Consider the following 21114-nt stretch of genomic DNA (forward strand, 5'->3'; position numbering starts at 1 on the left):
CTCTCTTTTTATTTTCCTAAAACCAGCTCATGCAGCACATGTGCTACTCCGGCTTCATTATTAGATTTTGTTACAACATCTGCAACAGCTTTGACATCATCAATGGCATTTCCCATAGCGACGCCGCAGCCTGCAAACTCTACCATTGATATGTCGTTCCCGTTGTCACCAATGGCCATGACTTCTTCACGAGAAATTCCCAGCTCCTTCGCTAGAAGCTTCACAGCATTTCCCTTACTCACATCAGGATGCAGGATTTCAAGGAAGAAATCTGTACTTTTCACCATCATATACTTTTCCTTCACTTCAGACGGGATGGCTTGTATCGTTTTTTCCAACCGTTCTGGCTGATCAATATACATCATCTTCGGAAGTCTCATCGATGAATCTGCCTCTTCAACAGGCATATATTTAAGCGGCAGTTTTGTTAAATAGGCTTCATGCACTGTGTATTCACTAATATCGCGATTCGGTGTGTACAAATTGGCTGAATCGAAATAATGCATCGGTGTATCCAGCTGACGGCTCAATTCATATAAAGAAGTTAAGTCATCATAGGATAATGTCAGCTCTGACACCACTTCATTTGTATGGCTGTTTTGAACAAGTGCTCCATTATAGGCGATCACATAATCTCCCTCTTGATCAAGCTGAAGATCAGCTAAATAGCGATTTACCCCGCCAATTGGCCGGCCTGTACATAAAACAATTTTAATTCCTTCTGCCTTTGCCTGTTGAATGGCTTCAAACACTTCATCCGGCACCATATGTTGATCATTTAATAACGTACCATCCATATCAATTGCGACTAATTTATACATTCACTGGTCCCCTTTTCTCAGCAAAAACGTGCTGTCACTATTTTGAGCCACCATTCCCATGATGACAGGTTATTTCATTACTATTTACCTATTTTAGCCTATCGTTTTTTCTTCACGCTGTCTACTTGTTCACATATGTAACAAATATCACATGAGTCTACTCTATTATAACGTATTCTATTCATCGTGCTGATCCCCCATTTACAACAAGTAAAATAGAACAATTGTTTACCACTATAGAATGTTTTGAAACTAGCAAATCTAATTGTATGATGGATAGCAAAGAAAGGAGGTGCAGGGAATGATTACGTTTACGAGAGGTAAATTGTCAAAAATGTCTGGAGTACATATTGAAACCATTCGTTTTTACGAAAATGAAGGAGTGCTCCCAGAGCCCAAAAGAGCGCATAACGGCTATCGTCTATATGATAAAAAATATGTACTCATGCTATCATTTATCACCGAAGCGAGAAAGCTAGATTTTTCCCTTAAAGAAATTCGTGAAATTATCAAATCACTTTTCGAAAAACAGTCAAAAACAGAAGCTGAACAGCTGCTCGAGCAAAAAGTCGAAGATATTCAACACTCTATTCTAGAGTTAAAAAAAAGGAAGGCAGCTATTCAATTGTTAACAAAGCAAACATTAGCAAACATCAGCTGATTGTAAGGGCTGCCAAAGGTGTGCCGGTCTTGGTCACTGGCACACCTTCGCTCAGGTATCTCATTACACGTCCAATGAAAACATCGGTTATACTAGAGACAGCTTAAACGAGTGGAAGGGGTTTTGGAGAATGAACATCGCAACCATTGGAACAGGTATCATTGTGGAAGGCTTCCTGCAAGCGATTGACCAGCTCGAAGGTGCTTCTTGTCGCGCTGTCTATTCAAGAAAGGAAGAAACGGCAAAGAAGCTTGCAGACCAATTTGGGGTGCAGACAACTTATACGGATCTAACCGCTATGCTAGAAGATCCTCATGTAGAAGCCGTTTATATCGCGTCACCGAATCGTTTACATAGCGAGCATGCAACGGCTGCATTGAAACACGGAAAACATGTGATATGCGAAAAGCCTTTCACCTCAAATGTTAAAGAGCTGGAAGCCTTAATCGCTCTCGCAAAGGAAAAGCAGCTTCTCCTATTTGAAGCCATTACGACCGTTCATATGCCAAACTATCATTTAATCAAAAAGCATCTTCATCAATTAGGTAAAATCAAACTGGTACAATGCAACTATAGTCAATATTCAAGCAAATATAATCAGCTGCTAGCCGGCGAAACGCCAAATGTCTTTAACCCTGCGTTCTCTGGAGGAGCGCTGATGGATATTAATATCTATAATGTCCATTTCATCATGAACCTCTTTGGATCACCAGAGCAGGTCCGATATCAGGCAAACCGCCATCCAAACGGTATTGACACATCTGGTGTTTTGACGTTCACTTACAATGATTTTATTGCGACAAGTGTGGGCAGTAAGGATACAAGCAGCATGAACTTTGCATTGATTCAAGGAGAAAAAGGCTTCATTCATGTGAAAAATGGGGCGAATGGATGTGAGGAAGTGCTGCTGCATGTTGATGACAGGGTCGTCTCACTCAATGCACAAACGAATCCAAACCGTCTGTTTTATGAGGCTGAAGCTTTCCAGCATATTATTGAAACAGAAAATCACGAACAATGCTATGCATGGCTTGATGAAAGTCTCTCCGTGATGAAAGTCCTTGACGCTGCAAGAAAAGATGCAGGTATTGTTTTCCCAGCAGATCAATTTTAATGAAAAAACCGCCTTCGACGAGAGGGCGGTTTTTGACGATTAAATACTCTTTGAATACGCCACAAGACGCTGAGACATGTGATTCACTTCATCGACTGCAGCGTTCACCTGCTCTGTTAAAGCAGCCTGAGTTTGCGTAAGAGCTGTCATATTCGAGATATTTTCAAGAATTTCATCAATTTGTGTTTTCATATCCGTTAAACTAGATTCGATATTTTCCGTTGCATTGGCACTATGCAGCGCCAGCTTTCGTACTTCATCTGCAACGACAGAGAATCCGCGGCCTTGTTCACCAGCTCTAGCTGCTTCAATCGCAGCATTTAGACCAAGCAGGTTCGTTTGGTTCGCCACTTCTTTGATTAAGTCAGAAATATTTTTCGTCTCATCTGCACTATTTTTTGCTAAGTGGGCGGCAGACGTTGACTGCTCTTGAGCAACAGCAAGCTCCTGTGCTTGATTTGTCACAGAGCTAATGCCCGATACCATCTCGCTAATAGAACTTGAAAGCTGTTCTACTTGTGAAGCCATTTCATCCGCTGTTTTCTCTTTGTTTTTTTCTAACGTGATGTCACGAATAGTTCCTGCCACACGAAGAGGAACACCTTTTTCATCACGAATGGTTTCACCACCCGCATGATACCAGCGGTACTCACCATTTTTACTCTGTAATCTGTAATCAATGTCGAATGGTGTACGGCCAGAGTGGTCATTTAAATGATCTGCAAAAGCTTGGAGTGCCATTTCTTGATCCTCAGGATGCAGACGATCGCTCCAGCTGCTCAGAACATTCGGGAAATCTTTTTCATCCTTAAAGCCAAGAGTTGATCTGAACTGCGGAGACCACCAGAATTCGTTATTTGGATTGACTGGATCACCGGCCTCTACCACCATGTCCCAAGGAGCTTCAACAAGCGCACGGTTGATTAAGTCATATCTTGTGACGAATGCTTGCAGCTCTTCTTCTTTCAATTTCTGATCATGAATATCAAAAAGAGCTCCCGCCACACGAAGAGGGACACCATTTCGATCACGAACGGTCGTTCCAGTTGCTTTGAACCAGCGATAATCTCCGTTTTTTAACTTTAAGCGATATTCGATATCATACGGCGTACGCCCCGAATGGTCCAATAAATGCGAAGCAAATGCATCTAATGTATATTCTTGTTCATCCGGATGAATTCGAGATGCCCAGCTGTCTAATAGATTTGGAAAATCGTGCTCATTTTGAAAGCCGAGCATTTTGCGGAATTCATCCGTCCATGTAAATTCATTTTTTGGATTGACCGGGTCTCCAGCGATGACGACCATATCCCATAAGCCAACTTTAATGGCTTTTGTCACTAATTCCACCCTCATTTGAATATTTTCATTTGCTTCTTGCATCTTTTGCAAAGCTTCATTAATTTGCGCTACCGCTTCTATCGTTTGGCTTGAAGAGAATGCAGCAGTGTCTAGTCTTGCTGAAAGGTCTCCTTTTTCGATTTTTTCTATTAATTGGCTGCTTTCACTCAGAAGGATTCCAGCCGATGAATCATTTCCTTTTCTCTTAAACATCTTTCATAACTCCTTTCAACTCTAACGTTTTTGAAATATTTTACAGTTATAAATAATTCTTTATTAGGACTTTAGTAATACAAATGATATATCGACAAAAACTGAAAATTGTTTATGTCATAAATAAGGCAAATCTTCATTTATTTGAAGTTTCATTTTTAGAATATGGATGAAATAAGGTAATTATGGATATAAATATATGTTTTGATAGAATCAACCGCTGTTTTTGTCTGAAAAATCTCTTTTTTTATATTGACACTGACGTCCTGAAAAAAGAAAATGGAACATAAGCATTTTTAAAAAAGGAGAACGTCATGAGCGCGAATCAGGAGCAACAAGAATTAAAAAAGCTTTTATCACCGCGTCACATTCGCATGATTGCGATGGGCGGGGTCATTGGTACAGGAATCTTTAAAGGTAGTGCCGATACAATTGGTTTAGCAGGTCCTGGGGTGATCTTTTCCTATGTATTTGCCGGATTGCTGCTCCTCATTGTGATGGCAGCATTAGCCGAAATGGCCATTGTGTACCCGGGAAATAATCTACGCGACCTTATACAAATTGCGCTTGGTCAACGTTTTTCATTTGTCGTCGGCTGGGTTTACTGTTTTATGTGGCTCACTGTATGTGTCATTGAGATTATTGCAGCTGGCAGTCTGCTTCAATACTGGCTGCCGAACGTACCGCTATGGTCACTATGTTTACTTTGCTCACTCTTAGTCATCGGAATTAACTTAAATAATGTAAAATACTTTGGTGAAATTGAATTTTGGTTCGCTGGAATGAAGATTTTCGTTATTATTGTCTTTATTATTCTCGGTGCAGCATTATTATTTGGGATCATTCCAAACGAACAAAGCACACCAGCGCTTACCAACTATCAAAACTTCGTCCCGAACGGATGGGGTGCGATCTTTGCATCACTTTTAGTGGTTATTTTCTCTTATGGAGGCTCTGAATTGATCGGGCTGACCATTACTGAAACAAAGGATGCGGAGAAGGTCTTGCCTGGAGTAGTCAAAAGTATGATGTGGCGGATTATCTTATTTTACACATTGCCGATTTTGATCATCTGCGGACTCATTCCTTGGAATCAAATTGACCCAAATAACAGTCCTTTTGTCCAAGTCTTCTCTGCTGCTGGTATGCAAGGCGCCTCTCACTTCATTAATTTCGTCTTGATTACAGCCGTTCTATCTGCGGCCAATTCTGGAATTTATGGAACGACGAGAATGATTCATTCTCTTTCTAAATCAGATGGCGGTCCGAAAAAGCTGGCACAGGTCAACAAAAGAGGCGTACCCATTTTGAGTTTATGGGTGACCGTTCTATTTCTTCTCATTGGAACATTCTTTGCTTACTTATATCCGGACCAAATTTTCAGCTATATGCTGGCTATTCCTGGTTTTGCGGTTTCACTCATTTGGATCAGCATTTGTATGGCACATCTAAAGCTGCGTCCAAAATATCCACAGGAGCCGTATTTCAAAGTGTGGCTGTTTCCGTATTTGACTTTATTTGCAGGTCTTGTACTCAGCTTGAGCTTTGTTTTGTTCCTATTCAGACAAGAAAACCTGCCTAGCTCCATTATTAGCATCGGCTTCTTAGTCGCTGCCATCATCGCTTCATTCTTAATGAAAAAGAAGGCTTAAACGCCAAAACCCGCCGAAATGGCGGGTTTTTTCATGAGCTGCTATCTTCTGTAACTTCAAAATCAACCGACGCTTTTGGAATGCCGTTGATGATAATCGTTAAAGTATGGATTCCCTCATAGTGCTTTCTAGTCGTCATATTTTGAAAGGACTGTGACCTGACGAATTCTCTATGTAACGCTGCACTTGTTTCAAACTCTGTGATTTTAAATACCTTTTGATTGCGGGTACCCCGAGCTTTGACATAGTCTATGGCATACTCTACACGCAGCTTTAGTGACTTAGCAGCTTGAAGTGTAAATTGAAAGGTCATTTTCTCTCCAATACGAATTGGATTTTGCACTACCTTCAAATCCGTTACTTGAACAGATGGATCGTCCCCATAACCAAACAAAGCCATGATATCTGGATCGCCTTTTTTTAGTAAGGTACGGGATGCATGTTTGATGATCCAATTCGTATGTTCATTCGTTCCATACCAGCTTTTAGCCGTCTTCTTCATCAGATCAGGCTGTATCGCAGAAATGTCATTTAAGTGGTTCGCTACACTTTTTTGCACATAGCGCGCTGGGTCCGACTTCAAGTTTTCTAATATAGGCAGCGTAACCGAAGGATTCTTTTTAAGTGCAGGAACAGTTAATCCCCATGGCAAACGTGGTCTGCATCCTTCACTAGCAAGCCGCCGAATATGCTCATTTTGATTCTGTGACCATACGAGCATTTGCGCCAGCATTTTGTCTTGATCCTGAATTAGAAAAGGCCGAACAGCAAATTCAGAAGTGGAAAAGGGCGTAAAGAATTCGAGCGCCTTGATCGAGATATCCCAATGTGTTAGACCGTACGTTTCGACGTAGTCTGGAAATACAAGCGCACTAAGTCCTGAAAAATGCGGGGCTGTCTGACGCAGCACCTCAATTGCCTGCTTATAATCCTTAGGCAAACAGGCATGCATTGATTCAGTGACTCTTCTCATTCTGCCTTTTAACTCCAGCTGCTGCCAATCCTTTTGAAACACAAGCCGTTGGAATTCCTCAGCATTAAATCCAGTCGACGCTTGTGCAAGTTTGTCGGCTAATTCTGCAATAAATAATTCATGATAAACGTGTTTTAATGGTTCAATCTTGTCCGCCTCCCACATCTCAATATCTTCATTTTACCCCAATCTGAAAAAGGTGGTATGGCTAAAAGCAAAAACAGCCCAATTCCGAAGAATCAGGCTGTTGCGTTTCGCTATATAAACATATTAATGATCATAATAAATGTAATAGCACTAACAGAAATGATCGTCTCCATAGCCGTCCATGTCAAAAACGTTTCTTTAATGGTCATACCAAAATACTCTTTAATCAGCCAAAAACCAGAATCATTGACGTGAGACAAAATCAACGAACCCGCCCCTGTAGCTAACACTAGAAGCTCTCTGCTCACATCCGGCATAGATGCAGCAATCGGTGCGACAATACCAGCTGCGGTCATCATGGAGACCGTAGCAGATCCTGTTGCCACACGAATAACCGCAGCAATCAGCCAGCTAAGCAAAATTGGCGAGATCGGCGAATGTTTGGCTAAATCTGCAATATAATCACCGACACCTGAATCGATGAGCACATTATTGAAAGCCCCGCCTGCTCCAATGACAAGCAGAATGGAAGCGATTGGACCTAAGCACTCATTACTAAAGGAAAGCACCCGGTCACGGCTCATCCCTTGCACAAAGCCAAGACTGAAGAAAGAATACACGGTTGCAATCAGCAGTGCTGTAATTGGATCTCCAATGTACTTGAATATCTGAAACCATAAACTGTCCTCTGGTAAAATAATATCTGCCAGTGTGGCAAGAAGCATTAGAATCACTGGCACCAAAATCGTAAACATCGTATTTGCAAAGCCGGGAAGTTTTCGATCTTCATTGCGTTCAGTAAATTGCTTTCTCAGCAGCTCCGGAACTGGTTTATGAATCCGTTTTCCAATCCACTTTCCATACAGCGGCCCAGCAATAATAGCTGTCGGTAAACCGACAATAATGGAAAAGAAAATGGTTTTCCCCACGTTGGCATGATAGATGCCGACAGCCGCCATGGCAGCTGGATGAGGCGGCACAAGACCATGAACGACAGACAAGCCAGCAATGAGCGAAATCCCAATTGTCACGAGCGAGATGCCCGTTTCAATCGCAATCGTAAACAATAAAGGAATGAGAAGAACGAATCCGACCTGGAAAAAGACAGGTATCCCCACAATAAAGGCAACAAACATCATTGCCCAATGCACATTTTTTGTCCCAAACCGGCCGATTAATGTGTGAGCAATCCTCTCAGCTCCACCTGATTCAGCCATCATTTTCCCAAGCATGGTGCCAAGCGCTAGAACTATGGCCAATAATGATAACGTATTGCCTAACCCCGTTTTAATGGATTGAATGATTTCCTGCAGGTCCATCCCTGTGGCAAAGCCGACTAACATAGAAGTAATAATTAAACTCACAAACGGATTCAACTTAGCAACTGTTATGAGGATGAGTAAAAGGACAATTGCTGCAATCACGATGAATAAAAGCATGCTCTCCCACCTTTTCCCTGATGTTTAATGATTTTGTTTTAATTGCAGCGCACTGATGACATCAAATTCATCCTTCAGTTTGTCATAGAGGCGCTCATATAAGTAAAACAATTCTATGTATGTTTCATTGTTCTCCATATTTGGTTCATGACGGGCAGAGATTCGAATCCAATCTTGAACCTCTTCTATCTCTTCCATATAACCTAAACTATGAAGTGCGAGGACAGCCGCCCCAAGTGCTGATGCCTCGTAGCTTTCTGGGACAAGTACTTCCCTGCCCATTGTATCCGCTAAAATTTGCCGCCACAGCGGAGATCGCGCAAATCCGCCCGACGCCCTGACATCCTTTGCAGAACCGGTTAAATCCCTTAAGGCAACACCGATTGAGAAAACACTCATAATGACGCCTTCTAACACAGCTCTTATAAAATGCTCCCGCTTATGCTGAAGACCGATCCCAAAGAAAGTACCTCTCGCATTTGGATTCCAATAAGGTGCACGTTCACCTGTTAAAAATGGCAGAAACAGCAGCCCCTCTGAGCCGGCTGGAACTTTTTTCGCAATATCAATCATCAGGTCATAAGGATCCACTCCAAGGCGCTTTGCTACCTCCACCTCCGAGGATCCAAATTCATCCTTCAGCCATCTCAGCATGATTCCGCCATTATTCGTCGGTCCTCCAACCACCCAATGCTTATCAGTCAGCGCATAGCAGAACGTTCTTGATTGTTCATCTGTGATTGGTTTGTCCACGACCGTACGGACTGCACCGCTTGTCCCAATCGTGACAGCCACCTCACCTTTTCCAATTGCCCCCACACCTAAATTCGCGAGAACCCCATCATTCGCACCAACCACAAAGGGTGTATCTTCCGCAATACCCATTCGCAGGGCGATCTCTGACTGAAGACCTCTCAGCTGATGCGTCGTCGGAACAAGTTCAGACAATTGATTGGCTTTAATTCCAGTAATACGAAGCGCCTCTTCATCCCATTGAAGCGTTTCCAATCGGAACAGCCCTGTTGCTGAAGCAATTGAATAATCGACCACATACTGGCCAAAGAAATGATAAAGAATATATTCTTTGATGGAAATAAATTTCGCTGCCTTCTTGAAGACATCAGGTGCCATTTCCTTGAACCACCTTATTTTTGAAAGCGGTGACATTGGATGGATCGGTGTACCGGTTCTTTTATACACTTGGAAGCCATCCATGTCCGAAATGATTCGCTTCGCTTGTTCTGCACTTCTGTTATCTGCCCAAATGATACTGTTCGTTAACGCCTTGCCATCCTTATCCATCACAATCAAGGAATGCATCGCTGTACTAATTCCGATGCCTATGAGACGTTTTGCATCAAATGCTGCTTTCGTCAACACACCTCTTACACTTGCAATGACAGCTTCTAATATATGTTCAGGGTCCTGTTCAACCCATGCTGGCTGGGGCTGAATCAGATCGTAAGGAACCGAATGCTTTGCTATCAATTTCCCCTGTGGTCCAAATAGAACCGCCTTTGTACTTGTTGTTCCAATATCCAAACCAATTACCGCCTGGTTTCCCTTCATCTGTATCACGCCCAATCATTGATTTGAAATCATATTTATTGTTTTGATATACCTGTTAAATCCCATTATAGGAATAATTTTTTCGACATTCAACGACTGAAAAGAAAATTTTTTTCACTTAAAAGCTCACAATCGTTACCACAACAGCATTTTTCATTAATAGAAAAATTTATTTTTGAAACCATTACACCCTTTTTTGTGAAATGGTTTCTCTCATTTGTTTTAAATTCGATAAAGTTTCCTGCTGCCTTAAGTGAGCAAGTGCAAAGTATAGTACGTCAATGACAGTGAGCTGAGCAAGTCTTGCAGACATCGCCTCTGTTCGAAAGGCCGTTTCCTGCGTCGATGTATACAATGTAACATCAGCAAGCTGGCTTAATGGAGAGCGCTGATAGCTTGTAATACCGATGGTTTTCGCGCCTTTTTCCTTTGCTGTTTTCATAGCATCGAGTAAATCTTTATTCCGGCCAGAATGAGATATACCGATCACTGTACTGTGCTGGTCGAGAAGACCGGCAGACATCGCTTGAAAATGAGAATCGGTGTGAACAATACAGTTGATGCCTGTCCTCATAAATTTATGAAAAGCGTCTGTTGCAATGAGGCCAGACCCGCCACTCCCATAAAACTCTAAGCGCTTTGCTTCATGAATGAGTTGTATGGCTTTTTCTACATCTTCTGGATTCAACAATTGAAAGCTATCCTTTAATGCGGATATATTCGCCTGAAAAACCTTTTGCATAAAAACGGCCGTATCATCATCAAGACTCATTTCTTCGTCTACATAATCAGGCTTTGTTTGATCTATTTCCTGGGCAATTGCAATCTTCAAATCTTGAAAGCCCTCAAATCCAAGCCTTTTACAAAGACGAAAAATCGTTGCCTCTGAGCTCGCTGTCTTTTTGGCAAGCTCGACAATAGATAAATGAATAATGTCGCCAGGTTCACTCGTAATATGTTCTGCTATTCCTTTCAACTTTGGCGGCAATCCTCTGCTTGCTGCTCGTATTTTTTCAATACTACTTAAACTGACAGAAGCCAATTGACTTCACTCCTTCCTTTTAATGTGAGCGCATACATTTCCTCATGTTCCCATCTTATAAAAAAGAAGCCTGTTTGCACAGACTTCTTTTTTATGAATTCATCGTTTTGATCAATAAATCAAAAAAAGCTTCAGCATCTACATCCATACACACTTGGACATTGCGCTCTTTTTCCCATTGGTGCTGAAAATCACAGATCATTTGACCGTCACAAAACTCACTCTTCGTCTCCACTTCTACATGAAAAGCCTGTGTGCTTACAAGCTCCTTGTTAATGGCAAGACTTACAGCAAGCGGATCATGCATGGCACACGCCCACACACCATTGCGCTCAAAATAGCGCTGGCGGTAAATGCTTGTACTCTCTCTGATGTAAGCTGCCAACGTTTCATTTTGAATGGCATCGATTCTCTCATCCGTTAACAAGACCTGTCTCGTGACATCCAGCCCTACTTGAGTCAATGAAGGGAATCCAGCCTCCAGCACCAATTTTGCCGCTTCTGGATCTGCATATGTATTAAATTCCGCAACCGGTGTGACATTCCCCTGCCCCTGCACGACTCCCCCCATAAAAATGACCTCTTTCACATGATGAATCAGCTCAGGGCATTTTTTTACCGCAAGGGCTAAATTCGTTAAGGGCCCTGTCAACACAAGCGTGACCTGCTTCGAATACTGCAGCACTTGTTCAATGATAAAATCAGGCGCAAAACCAACATCTGCGGTCTTCTTAGGCCGGGCGTCCTTTAAAGCGCCGCCAATTCCATCCTCACCGTGTACCCGATGTTCATAATGAGGTGCTCTTAAAAGAGGGGTTGCTGAACCTTTGATGACAGGAATGTTATCTGCCTCAACCAGCTCAAGCACTTTACACGTATTCAAAGTAGCGGTATCGACAGACACATTCCCGCACACCGTTGTAATCCCCAACATATCAAACTGCTTACTTTTCACTGCCAGCAAAATCCCAATCGCATCATCGATTCCAGTATCTACATCTATGATCAATTTCTTTGTATTTGCCATCGGTGAAATCTCTCCCTTGTTTGTAAGTGTTGTTAGGTGAATGATAGCATATGCCTTGTCAATTATTTAGGGTTAATCGGAAATTACTTACTTGTTATTACTCTTTTTCTCCAATGTCTTTAAGATATTGTTCGCGTTCTTTTTTGGATAGACTCTTTAAAAAATCTTCTTTTAATTCCGGTTCATCTTTATATTTTTCCCAGTCCCTGAAGCGAATTGATAACTCGTAAGAATAACTCATCGAACCTATTTTTTTAGCTCTATACTGTAAGGATGCTGAAAAATCGTACTTCTCCGGCTCATCATTCACATATCCATCAATATTAATATCTCCCATGGGGTTAATGGTCACATCTTTTTCAAACGTTATGGTTTTAATAAAGTGATGAATGTCTCTTTTATGTAAATGCTCTTCAATCTTAGGTTTCATCTCCTCTGCAAGCTCTTCTGCTTTTTCTTGGTCGCTTTTTTCTTTTACCTCTACATTTACATTTGTTTGACTTTGCTTATTGTGCTGAACGATTAACGAAATCACTGAGACAAGAATGATCACAACTAATACAGCAACAAGTTTTATTGTATTTTTCATATCTAGCACTTCCACCTTTTTTATGAATGAAACATAAAAAAAACAGGTACATAAATACCTGTTTTACTTTTTTTCTCCAATGTCTCTCAGATACTGTTCACGTTCCTCCTTAGTAAAACTTTTAAGGTAATTTTCTTTCACTTCCGGCTCATCTTTATATTCTTCCCAATCTATAAAGCGGTCTGATAAATCAGGGTCATAACTCATTGAATCAACCTTACCAGATTCATATCTCAACAATGCTTCGAAACTAAATCTCTCGGGTTCATCATTGATATATCCTCTAATAATGATGTGCCCCATCGGATTGATCGTTACTTGATTTTTGAAGGTGATTTTTTTTATAAATCCGTGAATATCAGACTCACGTAAATCCTCTTCAATTTTTGGCTTCATCTTCTTTGCATACTCTTCTGCTCTTTCTTGGTCGCTTTTCTCTTCCACTACTTCATCTGATAGACTCTTATTAATGTACTCTACAATGAACGCAGTTACTGAGATAATGACGGCCACAATTATAATAGTAAGTTTCATAATATTTCTCATAAAACACAAAACTCCTTAATGAACATTAATCAGCCGACTATTGAATTTGACAAAATAAAAACAGGTAAGCTAGTACCTGTTTTACTCTTTTTCTCCAATATCCTTTAGATATTGCTCTCGTTCTTTTTCAGAAAGTCTATTAAGGTAGTTTTCTTTTATATCAGGCTCATCTTTATACTTATCCCAGTCTTTAAACCTATAAGACAACTCTGGAGAATAGCTCATTGAACCAATTTCGTTAGATTTATGTATTAATGATGCTGAGAAATAAAATTTTTCAGCATCATCATTTATATAACCATCAACTGTTACATATCCCATTGGACTTATGACTACCTTTTTTTTGAATGTAATTTTCTCTATAAAATGATGGATATCTTTTTTATGTAATCTTTCTTCTATTTTTGGTTTCATTTTCTCTGCGAATTCTTCTGCTTTTTCTTGATCGCTTTTCTCTTTCACAACAGTTTCCCCCCCTGAATTATTCGATTTTTCTTTCTTATCTTGTTGGAGAATAAGAGAAATTATTAAAATAATAACGATAGTAAACAATATAAGCACAACTTTTATTGTGTTTTTCATTCGATAATCCACCTTTATTAATCTTGAGGATTTAAATCCTCTTTTTATAGATATCATTCATACTATATATTATAATAAATAAGATAAATATTACAGGAGTGACAATTTTGCCTAAAAGCCCATCTCGAAAAGAACTTTCCGCCAAAGACTATAATCTTATTTCAAACGCATCTTATAATATAGATTACTATAGAATTTCTAGTGAGATAGAAATTAGTAAAAATAAGACTATGTATGTGGTTGATTATAAAGAAACAAATAAAGGACTTAATACACTAACTATCGTTTCCGAAGAAGATTTTGATCGTTCTAATGGCGGCAAAGACCTCACCAAAATCAAAAACGCAGTCATCGCCTACCGTGGCTCAGAACCTATTGGTGCAGACCAATATAAAGATACCATTAAAAAACATGGAAAAAAAGAGTCAGATGATCTTCTTTCTACCATTTTGACGAAGCTGCCTCCTTTTAGTCGGTCGAAGGGTTCACAGGAAGTGACGACTAAGTTGACAACAGGCACAACCGCCTATACAAATGAAATTGTTCAAGATTGGATGGTTTCGGATACAAAGTATCTGATTAAAAATATCCCATTTGAGCATGGTGCAGAGAATCAAATGGTTCAAGCGGATCGGTATGCGAAAGAAATCCATAAGAAAATGCCGAATGCGAAGATGTATGTGACAGGGCATTCGCTTGGCGGGTCAAATGCTTCCTATGTTCTTGTCAAAAATGATTTTATTCAAGGCGGGGTCACCTTTGAGAATCCGAATATTTACCCAAATCTATCGGATGGTCTACAAGCTAAAGCATTAAAAGGTGATTACCGCAGTAGATTAACAGAATATATCAATCTCAATGACGGGCTTTCTCTTTTAAATCGGCATACGACAGAAATCGGTCGAGTGAAAGTGATGTATGATGCCGCTCTCCCTGAAGGCGTCGATTACTCCGAGGACTCCTCAAAAGCCGTCCAATTCATAAAAGACCTCCTCAATCGGGCAATGAGTGTGAATCCTTCACTGGATGCGAATTTATTTCTTGAAGCCCTCGCTGGCAGCCATGGATTAGATCGTTATACCTTTTCGCCAGATGGCTCCGTTCAAACCATTGATGATATGTTGAAAAAAAATCCTTCTCTTACTACGGCCATGTTACAACAGTTGGGTCAATCTAATGTTGATCCGCATAGTGTAGTGGCGATTTTAATTAAGTCCCACGTTCTCATGAACACAGGGCGTAAATTCTCGACATATGCCGATCACCATATGCAGCAAATCATTCGCAAAATTGAGAAACTCGATGACAAAGTAGATCAATCGGTAGAACGAGTTCGTTCGAGATACAAACAAATTGTCGGTTTCGGTTCGTATGATCAGCTGACGGCTTCAGATGTAGATGCCGTGATTCGCCACTTAAAAACAGAGGGTCTTGAAAATGAGTTCTATTCGGTCAAAAAGTATGATACAGCGATTGATAGCGCTATGAATATGAAAAGGTGGATGGACTCACTATCAGATGATATGAGCGATCTTGGAAAACAATACCACGATGCAGATATAGCCCTGGCGAAGAACATGGGTATTTCTTAAGGAGTACGATAAATGGAATTTTCAAAGAAACAACCAACAGATGCAGATCGTTTTTTGCAAAGAATGACAGATACGCATACATCAAGCTCCATCTTCTCAAAAGCAAACTTTGACACGGAAGACATGACACCAGCAGAGCTGGCAGCTTTGAAAGCAAAGATCAAAGAAGAACAGAAAACAGCACTTATCAGAGCCATCCGACATCAGCTTCAAAATGAGTTTGCAGATGACCGTCAAGAAGCGGAAAAAATTTTAGATCTAATCGATGAACTTCAGATCAAAGTGTATACACATCAAAATCGCATCCAAACACATATGTCAGGTCAAGCCATTGATGCCTTAATAGAAAAAATTGAACAAAGACTCAAGTTTTACGAACTGAAAGAAGATGTTCGTTCCGCCATCAACTCGATTGGCATTTAGATGAACCTTCCATCCGATGAATCTTTTCCCCGCCTCACTCGTATATACTAAAAGAGTGATTGATTTGAAAGGAGATCTGTTTGTGGGATATATTCTGTTATTTTCGGTTGTGATCGGTCTTGTCCTGACCCTTTTGCTCACACCAATTAGGTTGATTATAAGAAAGAAAGGAACAGAACAGCAGGTGCCGTTCATGTGGATTGCTGGCCTTGCTTTACTGTTTATGATCGGTATTTTTGTTTTCTATTACATCACCAATTTAGATCGGAACCCTTCCTCCCTATGGCTGATTGGTCTTGTTGTGACAGCAGCAGGCGCCTTTTTGTCAGTTGGATTGGAGCGTAAAATCAAAGGCGTGCTGTTCCTTATTCTATTACTGCTCGGTGTTTACATGGCGACAGCTTTTCTATTCAATGCGAATGAGAAATTCGATGTCTCCAAAATGGAGCAAAAAGTAGAAATCAAAGCGTTTGAAGAGACAGAAACACCTGCGAGTGTACCGCCTCAATTTGCTCGTAATAAAATGAAGAAATCGTTCGGACAGGTTCCAAATACAAGCTACTATGAGCTTGGCAGCTTGCAAATTCAGAAGGTCAACGGTGAGTATGTTTACATCGCTCCGGTGGAATTCTCGGACTTCTTTAAATGGATTCGTGCAGGCAGCACGCCGGGTTACTTTACATTAAGCGCGACTGACTCATCTGCTAATCCAAAGTTCGTGAAGACGGAGATGGTTTATACGCCTTCCTCCTATTTCAACAAAGAAATTGAGCGGCATATCCGTCTCCAGTACCCAGATTTGATTTTCTACGGCGATACACAGCTGGAAATCAATGATGACGGCAAGCCTTATTACATTCAAACGTATGGCGATTTCATCTCTGCACGAAACGGCTTTAAAGCTTCCGGTGTGGTCGTTGTTGATGCCAAAACGGGTGCCACGAAGAAATATGCTCTAGATCAAGTACCTGCCTTTATCGACGGTGCTGTTTCACCAGAGGCGGTCAGCCTGCAAAACAGCTATTTCGGAAACTATATTCACGGGTTCTGGAACAGTATGTTTGGGAAGTCAGATGTAAAGCTGCCTTCCGATGAAGGAACGGAAGCCAATGTGAGCCCAGTGTTTGATTCAAAAGGAGATATGTATTACTTCACAGATTTCACAAGTCCGAAAGAGGGCGTTGATTCCATGCTCGGATATGCCCTCACAAATGCCCGGACAGGAAAAGCGACTTATTATACCGGAAATCTTGAAGAATCCTATATGGATTCTCAGGGCGCTCTGCAAATTATTGAGAAACGATTCATCGAGAAGAAATGGAAAGGGCGCATGCCGATTCTCTATAATTTCTATGGTGAAGCCAGCTGGCTCACACCGGTTCTCGATTCAAATGGATTCCTGCAAAACTACTTTATCGTTTCTGCAGCCAATCCAGAAATCGCTGCGTACGCTTCTACACCAAACGAAGCACTGAGAGCCTATAAAACAGCTCTGCAAAAAGGCGGCGGTACCGTTAACAGTTCCTCTAAGCAAGAAAAGAAAGAAGCAGCAGGGAAGGTCAAACGAGTCTACAAAGAAAAGACCGGTGATTATACAACCGTCACCTTCCTGCTAGACGATGGAAAAAGCTACACTATGTCATCTGAAAAAGAACCTCTCGTCATCTATTTAAAAGAGGGCGATCAGGTCACCATGAAATATACAGATACAGGTGAAATCTTCCTTCCAGTCGATGAAATTAAAATCAAAGGGTTATAAAAAAAGAAGCTTCTCCTATTGTGGAGAAGCTCCTTTTTTCTCTTTCCTTAACAATTCAACGAGCAATTCCTTATTTTTATTTCCCCCAGTCATCGGTGACTCGACATAGGAGAATTTTCGTTTGAAATCCATGCCTCTCACAGAAATAACAGCCAATTCACCGCCAATGCTGCCTCGCTGGAGGACATATTTAGATAAAACAGAAAGACCCATTCCGTGGATCACAGCTTCTTTAATGGCTTGATTGCTGCTAAAGGTCACAAAGGTTCGTGCTTTCAGTCCATTTGATTTCAGGACATGCTGTAAATATTCTCCTGTCCCTGATCCCTCTTCTCTCGTGATCCATGTTTCGTTTTGTAATTGATCAATGGTGACATCTTTTTTCTTGGCAAAAGGATGATCTAATGGCGCCACAATATACAGCTCGTCCTCTAGAAAAGTTTCTACAGAAAGCTCTTTGTCATTGGTTTGTCCTTCGATCAAACCGATATCGACATGGAATAAACGGACGTGTCCGGCGATCGCCTCTGTATTATCAATGACCACCTCAATATCAACATGCGGATAGAGCTGATGAAACTCCGCCAATATTTGCGGCAGCACATACTCACCAATTGTGAAGCTCGCCCCGATGGTCAGCTTTCCTCTTGCCAAATGATGATGCTCATAAATGTCCTGCTTCGCCTGTTCATAGAGACGAATGATTTGTTTTGATCGATGGTACAGCATATCCCCAGTTGGTGTAACGGTTAATTGCTTTGGCGAACGATTCAGCAGAACGGTCTGGAATTCCTGCTCCAAGTTCTTAATATGAAGACTAACACTCGGCTGAGAAATCCGCAGCTTTTGGGCTGCTTTTGTAAAGTTCTTCTCCTCCACCACTGTTACAAATGTCTTCAGTGCATCGTAATACATCGGTCCCTCTCCTATCAGAAATCTTAATCCAACACCTTACATATATATATCTTACTAATTCCTTTCCAGCACGTAAAGAACCGCCTAAACGAAAACAATTTAATAAAAATATTTACTAATTTTTTTAAAGACTCTATACTAAGAGGAGATATTTTCTATAGGAGGTGCTGATTTGGCAGCTAAAATAAAGGACATTGCAGAAAAAGCAGGCTTATCCATTGCAACGGTATCTCGCGTACTGAACCAAGATCCCAACCTATCTGTCACCGATCAAACACGCGAAAAAGTATATGCCGCCGCAGAAGCTTTGTCCTACCAAAAGAAGACATTCAAACATTCATTAAAAAAAATCGCCTTTCTCTATTGGATGACCGAAAAGGAAGAGCTTGAAGATATTTATTTTAAATCCATTCGACTCGGCATTGAGGAACTCACCAATACTCGGAGCTTAAATGTCACCGCTTACAATCCTTCTGATGGGCTTCATTCCATTGATCCTGCTACAGAAGGGATCATCGCCATCGGCCGATTTAAAACGTCAGAGCTTGACCAATTATATGCGGTCACTCCGCACATTGTCTTTATTGATACGACACCGGATGAAGATCGTTTTGATTCTGTAAAGCCGAACCTGAAACGAATTGTTGAAAAGATCGTCGATTCTTTTATCGAAAAAGAACACTCATCCATTGGATTCATTGGCGGCACAGATCTTGATCTCAATACGAATGTGCACATTCCAGATATTCGTGAAACGACTTTCCGTGAATACATGCTTGCCCGCCATATGCTTGATGAGCGATTGGTCTATATCGGCCACCATTTCTCAGTCGATGAAGGCTATGCGCTCATGATGAAGGCGATTGATGAGCTTGGTGATGATCTGCCCACCGCTTTTTGTGTCGCTAGTGACCCTCTTGCCATTGGCTGCTTACAAGCATTAAATGAGCGCGGATTTTCTCTGCCGAATCGCGTCAGCGTTTTTAGTATCAACGATATTCATGTATCTCAATATGTGTCGCCGCCGCTCACCACGTATCATATCCATACGTCATTACTTTGTGAGACAGCGATCGATTTACTTTTAGAAAGACTTGTGGACGGCAGAACATTGCCTAAAACTGTTCTGATTGCCTCAGAGCCTGTTTTTCGAAAAAGCACCATATAATCAACTGGAAGCCCCTCCTAATATGGAGGGCTTCTTTTCTCTCTATATGAGTAAAAAATTTTACTTAATAAATTTAATAAAATATGTTTACTTTTTTTACTTAAGTTGATATTCTCACATTAAGAAAGCGTTTTCTTATCATCTGTGAAAAAAGAACGAGAGGGGATTACCAATGAAAAAGGGAAAATGGGCGACATTATCAGCAGTCGTTGGTACTGCTGTGCTTCTGCTTTCAGCATGCGGGCCAGGAGATGACAATTCAAGCGGGAGTCAGCCAGCATCTACAGGTACAAAGACCTTGCTAGTATGGGAGGATGTCAAAAAGTCTGATGGGATTCAAGACGCTGTAAAAGAATTCGAAAAACAAAACGATGTGAAAATCAAAGTGGTCGAAAAAGCGTATGCTGACCAAATCGAAGCTCTCCGCCTTGATGGAGCAGCCGGGACAGGCCCAGACGTCATCACAATGCCTCACGATCAAATTGGATCAGCTGTCACTGAGGGGCTGTTACAGGAAATCAAGCCTGATCAAAAAGTAATCGATTCCTTTACAGACGAATCCATTCAATCACAAACGGTAGACGGCAAGCTGTATGGCCTTCCGAAATCCGTTGAAACGACTGTGCTTTTCTATAACAAAGACCTTGTCAAAAAGGCACCAACTACACTTGATGACTGGTATGACCTTTCGAAAAAGCTGACAAAAGACGGGAAATACGGTTTTGTTGCGAAATGGGATGAAATTTACTATGCACAAAGTGTGTTAGGCGGATCAGGGGGCTATATTTTCAAACAGAAAAGCGATGGCTCCTATGATGTGAATGATATTGGCCTGAACAACAATGGCGCCATCGAAGGCGGAAAATACATTCAAAAATTCTTTAGCGAAGGACTTTTCCCGAAAGGTATCATTGGTGAACAAGGAATCAATGTCCTCAACTCCTTATTCACAGAGAAAAAGGCGGCAGCTGTCATTTCTGGTCCATGGTCATTTGGTCCATATAAAGAAGCTGGAATTGACTATGGCGTAACAGAGCTGCCAACACTCCCGAACGGAAAGCATATGAGTTCATTCTTAGGTGTAAAGAGCTACAACGTCTCCTCTTATTCTAAAAATAAAGACCTTGCTGAGAAATTTGTTGAGTTTATCACGAATGAAAAAAATTCGAAGAAGCGATTTGAAGTAACAGAGGAAATTCCACCAGTGAAAAAGCTGATGAAGGATCCAATTATTACTGAAAACGTCAATGCGGATGCTGTTTCAAAACAAACGAAATATGCCACACTGACACCGAATACCCCTGAAATGGCAGAGGTGTGGAAGCCGATTGACAGCGCATTAGGCCTCATTGCAACCGGACGAACAGATGTGAAAAAGGCATTTGATGATGCGGTCAATCAAATCGACTCTCAAATTAAAGCAAATCACTCCAAATAATTATCAAACACGGGTAGCCTTTAAGTCTATCAAGCTGCCCGTATTTGATCTAATTTCATGTGAAGTAGGTGTTAGACGTGACGGGTAACCTTGAACTAGACCG

At 41.1% G+C, this 21114-nt stretch carries 19 protein-coding genes; 8 read left to right on the plus strand and 11 right to left on the minus strand.

Going from position 1 to position 21114, the window contains the following annotated elements; translation table 11 throughout:
• Positions 1-8: 8 nt before the first annotated feature.
• A complete protein-coding gene (gene yidA / locus AC20OE_RS03975) occupies positions 9-821 on the minus strand; it encodes a sugar-phosphatase (RefSeq protein WP_059377472.1) in 813 nt (270 codons plus the stop codon).
• A 301-nt stretch (positions 822-1122) separates the two neighbouring features.
• Between yidA and AC20OE_RS03980 the strand changes: the two genes are divergently transcribed.
• Both AC20OE_RS03980 and AC20OE_RS03985 read left to right on the plus strand, forming a co-directional pair.
• Complete coding sequence (locus tag AC20OE_RS03980) at positions 1123-1482, plus strand: MerR family transcriptional regulator (RefSeq protein WP_047203566.1); 360 nt, start codon at positions 1123-1125, stop codon at positions 1480-1482.
• Positions 1483-1612: 130 nt separating this feature from the next.
• Entirely contained in the window at positions 1613-2596 is a 984-nt protein-coding gene (locus AC20OE_RS03985; RefSeq protein WP_059377475.1) for a Gfo/Idh/MocA family protein, read from the plus strand.
• Between the two features lie 39 nt (positions 2597-2635).
• Here the strand turns inward: AC20OE_RS03985 and AC20OE_RS03990 are convergent, their stop codons facing one another.
• Positions 2636-4150 (minus strand): methyl-accepting chemotaxis protein, encoded by a 1515-nt coding sequence (locus AC20OE_RS03990; RefSeq protein ID WP_059377485.1) that lies wholly within the window; start codon positions 4148-4150, stop codon positions 2636-2638.
• A gap of 314 nt (positions 4151-4464) precedes the next feature.
• Between AC20OE_RS03990 and AC20OE_RS03995 the strand changes: the two genes are divergently transcribed.
• A complete protein-coding gene (locus AC20OE_RS03995; protein WP_024423951.1) occupies positions 4465-5802 on the plus strand; it encodes an amino acid permease in 1338 nt (445 codons plus the stop codon).
• A gap of 31 nt (positions 5803-5833) precedes the next feature.
• Here AC20OE_RS03995 and AC20OE_RS04000 read toward each other — a convergent pair whose 3' ends face one another.
• From AC20OE_RS04000 to AC20OE_RS04035, 8 genes are all read right to left on the minus strand, one after another.
• Positions 5834-6922, minus strand: a complete 1089-nt coding sequence (locus AC20OE_RS04000) for a DNA alkylation repair protein (RefSeq protein ID WP_371412194.1) — start codon at positions 6920-6922, stop codon at positions 5834-5836.
• Between the two features lie 110 nt (positions 6923-7032).
• The gene (locus AC20OE_RS04005; protein ID WP_059377497.1) at positions 7033-8361 is read right to left on the minus strand and encodes a GntP family permease; all 1329 of its coding nucleotides are present in this window, start codon (positions 8359-8361) and stop codon (positions 7033-7035) included.
• A gap of 24 nt (positions 8362-8385) precedes the next feature.
• On the minus strand, positions 8386-9930 hold the full coding sequence (gene gntK / locus AC20OE_RS04010; RefSeq protein WP_058838411.1) for a gluconokinase: 1545 nt from the start codon (positions 9928-9930) through the stop codon (positions 8386-8388).
• 184 nt (positions 9931-10114) lie between these two features.
• Complete coding sequence (locus AC20OE_RS04015) at positions 10115-10972, minus strand: MurR/RpiR family transcriptional regulator (RefSeq protein WP_039182677.1); 858 nt, start codon at positions 10970-10972, stop codon at positions 10115-10117.
• A gap of 91 nt (positions 10973-11063) precedes the next feature.
• Complete coding sequence (locus AC20OE_RS04020; RefSeq protein ID WP_059377501.1) at positions 11064-11999, minus strand: nucleoside hydrolase; 936 nt, start codon at positions 11997-11999, stop codon at positions 11064-11066.
• Between the two features lie 97 nt (positions 12000-12096).
• Positions 12097-12588: a DUF1433 domain-containing protein gene (locus AC20OE_RS04025; RefSeq protein ID WP_058838409.1), complete on the minus strand. Its 492-nt coding sequence runs from the start codon at positions 12586-12588 to the stop codon at positions 12097-12099.
• 63 nt (positions 12589-12651) lie between these two features.
• On the minus strand, positions 12652-13134 hold the full coding sequence (locus AC20OE_RS04030; protein ID WP_058838408.1) for a DUF1433 domain-containing protein: 483 nt from the start codon (positions 13132-13134) through the stop codon (positions 12652-12654).
• An 81-nt stretch (positions 13135-13215) separates the two neighbouring features.
• A complete protein-coding gene (locus AC20OE_RS04035) occupies positions 13216-13716 on the minus strand; it encodes a DUF1433 domain-containing protein (protein ID WP_058838407.1) in 501 nt (166 codons plus the stop codon).
• A 98-nt stretch (positions 13717-13814) separates the two neighbouring features.
• Between AC20OE_RS04035 and AC20OE_RS04040 the strand changes: the two genes are divergently transcribed.
• The 3 genes from AC20OE_RS04040 (at position 13815) to AC20OE_RS04050 (ending at position 17490) form a co-directional block, all read left to right on the plus strand.
• On the plus strand, positions 13815-15308 hold the full coding sequence (locus AC20OE_RS04040; protein ID WP_411801716.1) for a lipase family protein: 1494 nt from the start codon (positions 13815-13817) through the stop codon (positions 15306-15308).
• 12 nt (positions 15309-15320) lie between these two features.
• On the plus strand, positions 15321-15731 hold the full coding sequence (locus tag AC20OE_RS04045) for a hypothetical protein (RefSeq protein ID WP_041087490.1): 411 nt from the start codon (positions 15321-15323) through the stop codon (positions 15729-15731).
• 82 nt (positions 15732-15813) lie between these two features.
• Positions 15814-17490, plus strand: coding sequence for a hypothetical protein (locus tag AC20OE_RS04050; RefSeq protein WP_039182688.1), 1677 nt, complete (start codon positions 15814-15816; stop codon positions 17488-17490).
• 15 nt (positions 17491-17505) lie between these two features.
• Here the strand turns inward: AC20OE_RS04050 and AC20OE_RS04055 are convergent, their stop codons facing one another.
• Positions 17506-18405, minus strand: coding sequence for a LysR family transcriptional regulator (locus AC20OE_RS04055; RefSeq protein WP_041087486.1), 900 nt, complete (start codon positions 18403-18405; stop codon positions 17506-17508).
• Between the two features lie 172 nt (positions 18406-18577).
• Between AC20OE_RS04055 and AC20OE_RS04060 the strand changes: the two genes are divergently transcribed.
• Together AC20OE_RS04060 and ganS are read left to right on the plus strand one after the other, a co-directional pair.
• Positions 18578-19573, plus strand: coding sequence for a LacI family DNA-binding transcriptional regulator (locus AC20OE_RS04060; RefSeq protein WP_039182692.1), 996 nt, complete (start codon positions 18578-18580; stop codon positions 19571-19573).
• Positions 19574-19745: 172 nt separating this feature from the next.
• Positions 19746-21011, plus strand: coding sequence for a galactooligosaccharide ABC transporter substrate-binding protein GanS (gene ganS / locus AC20OE_RS04065; RefSeq protein WP_039182694.1), 1266 nt, complete (start codon positions 19746-19748; stop codon positions 21009-21011).
• Positions 21012-21114 lie beyond the last annotated feature (103 nt).

The organism is Bacillus sp. SRI_025 (genome assembly GCF_057592095.1).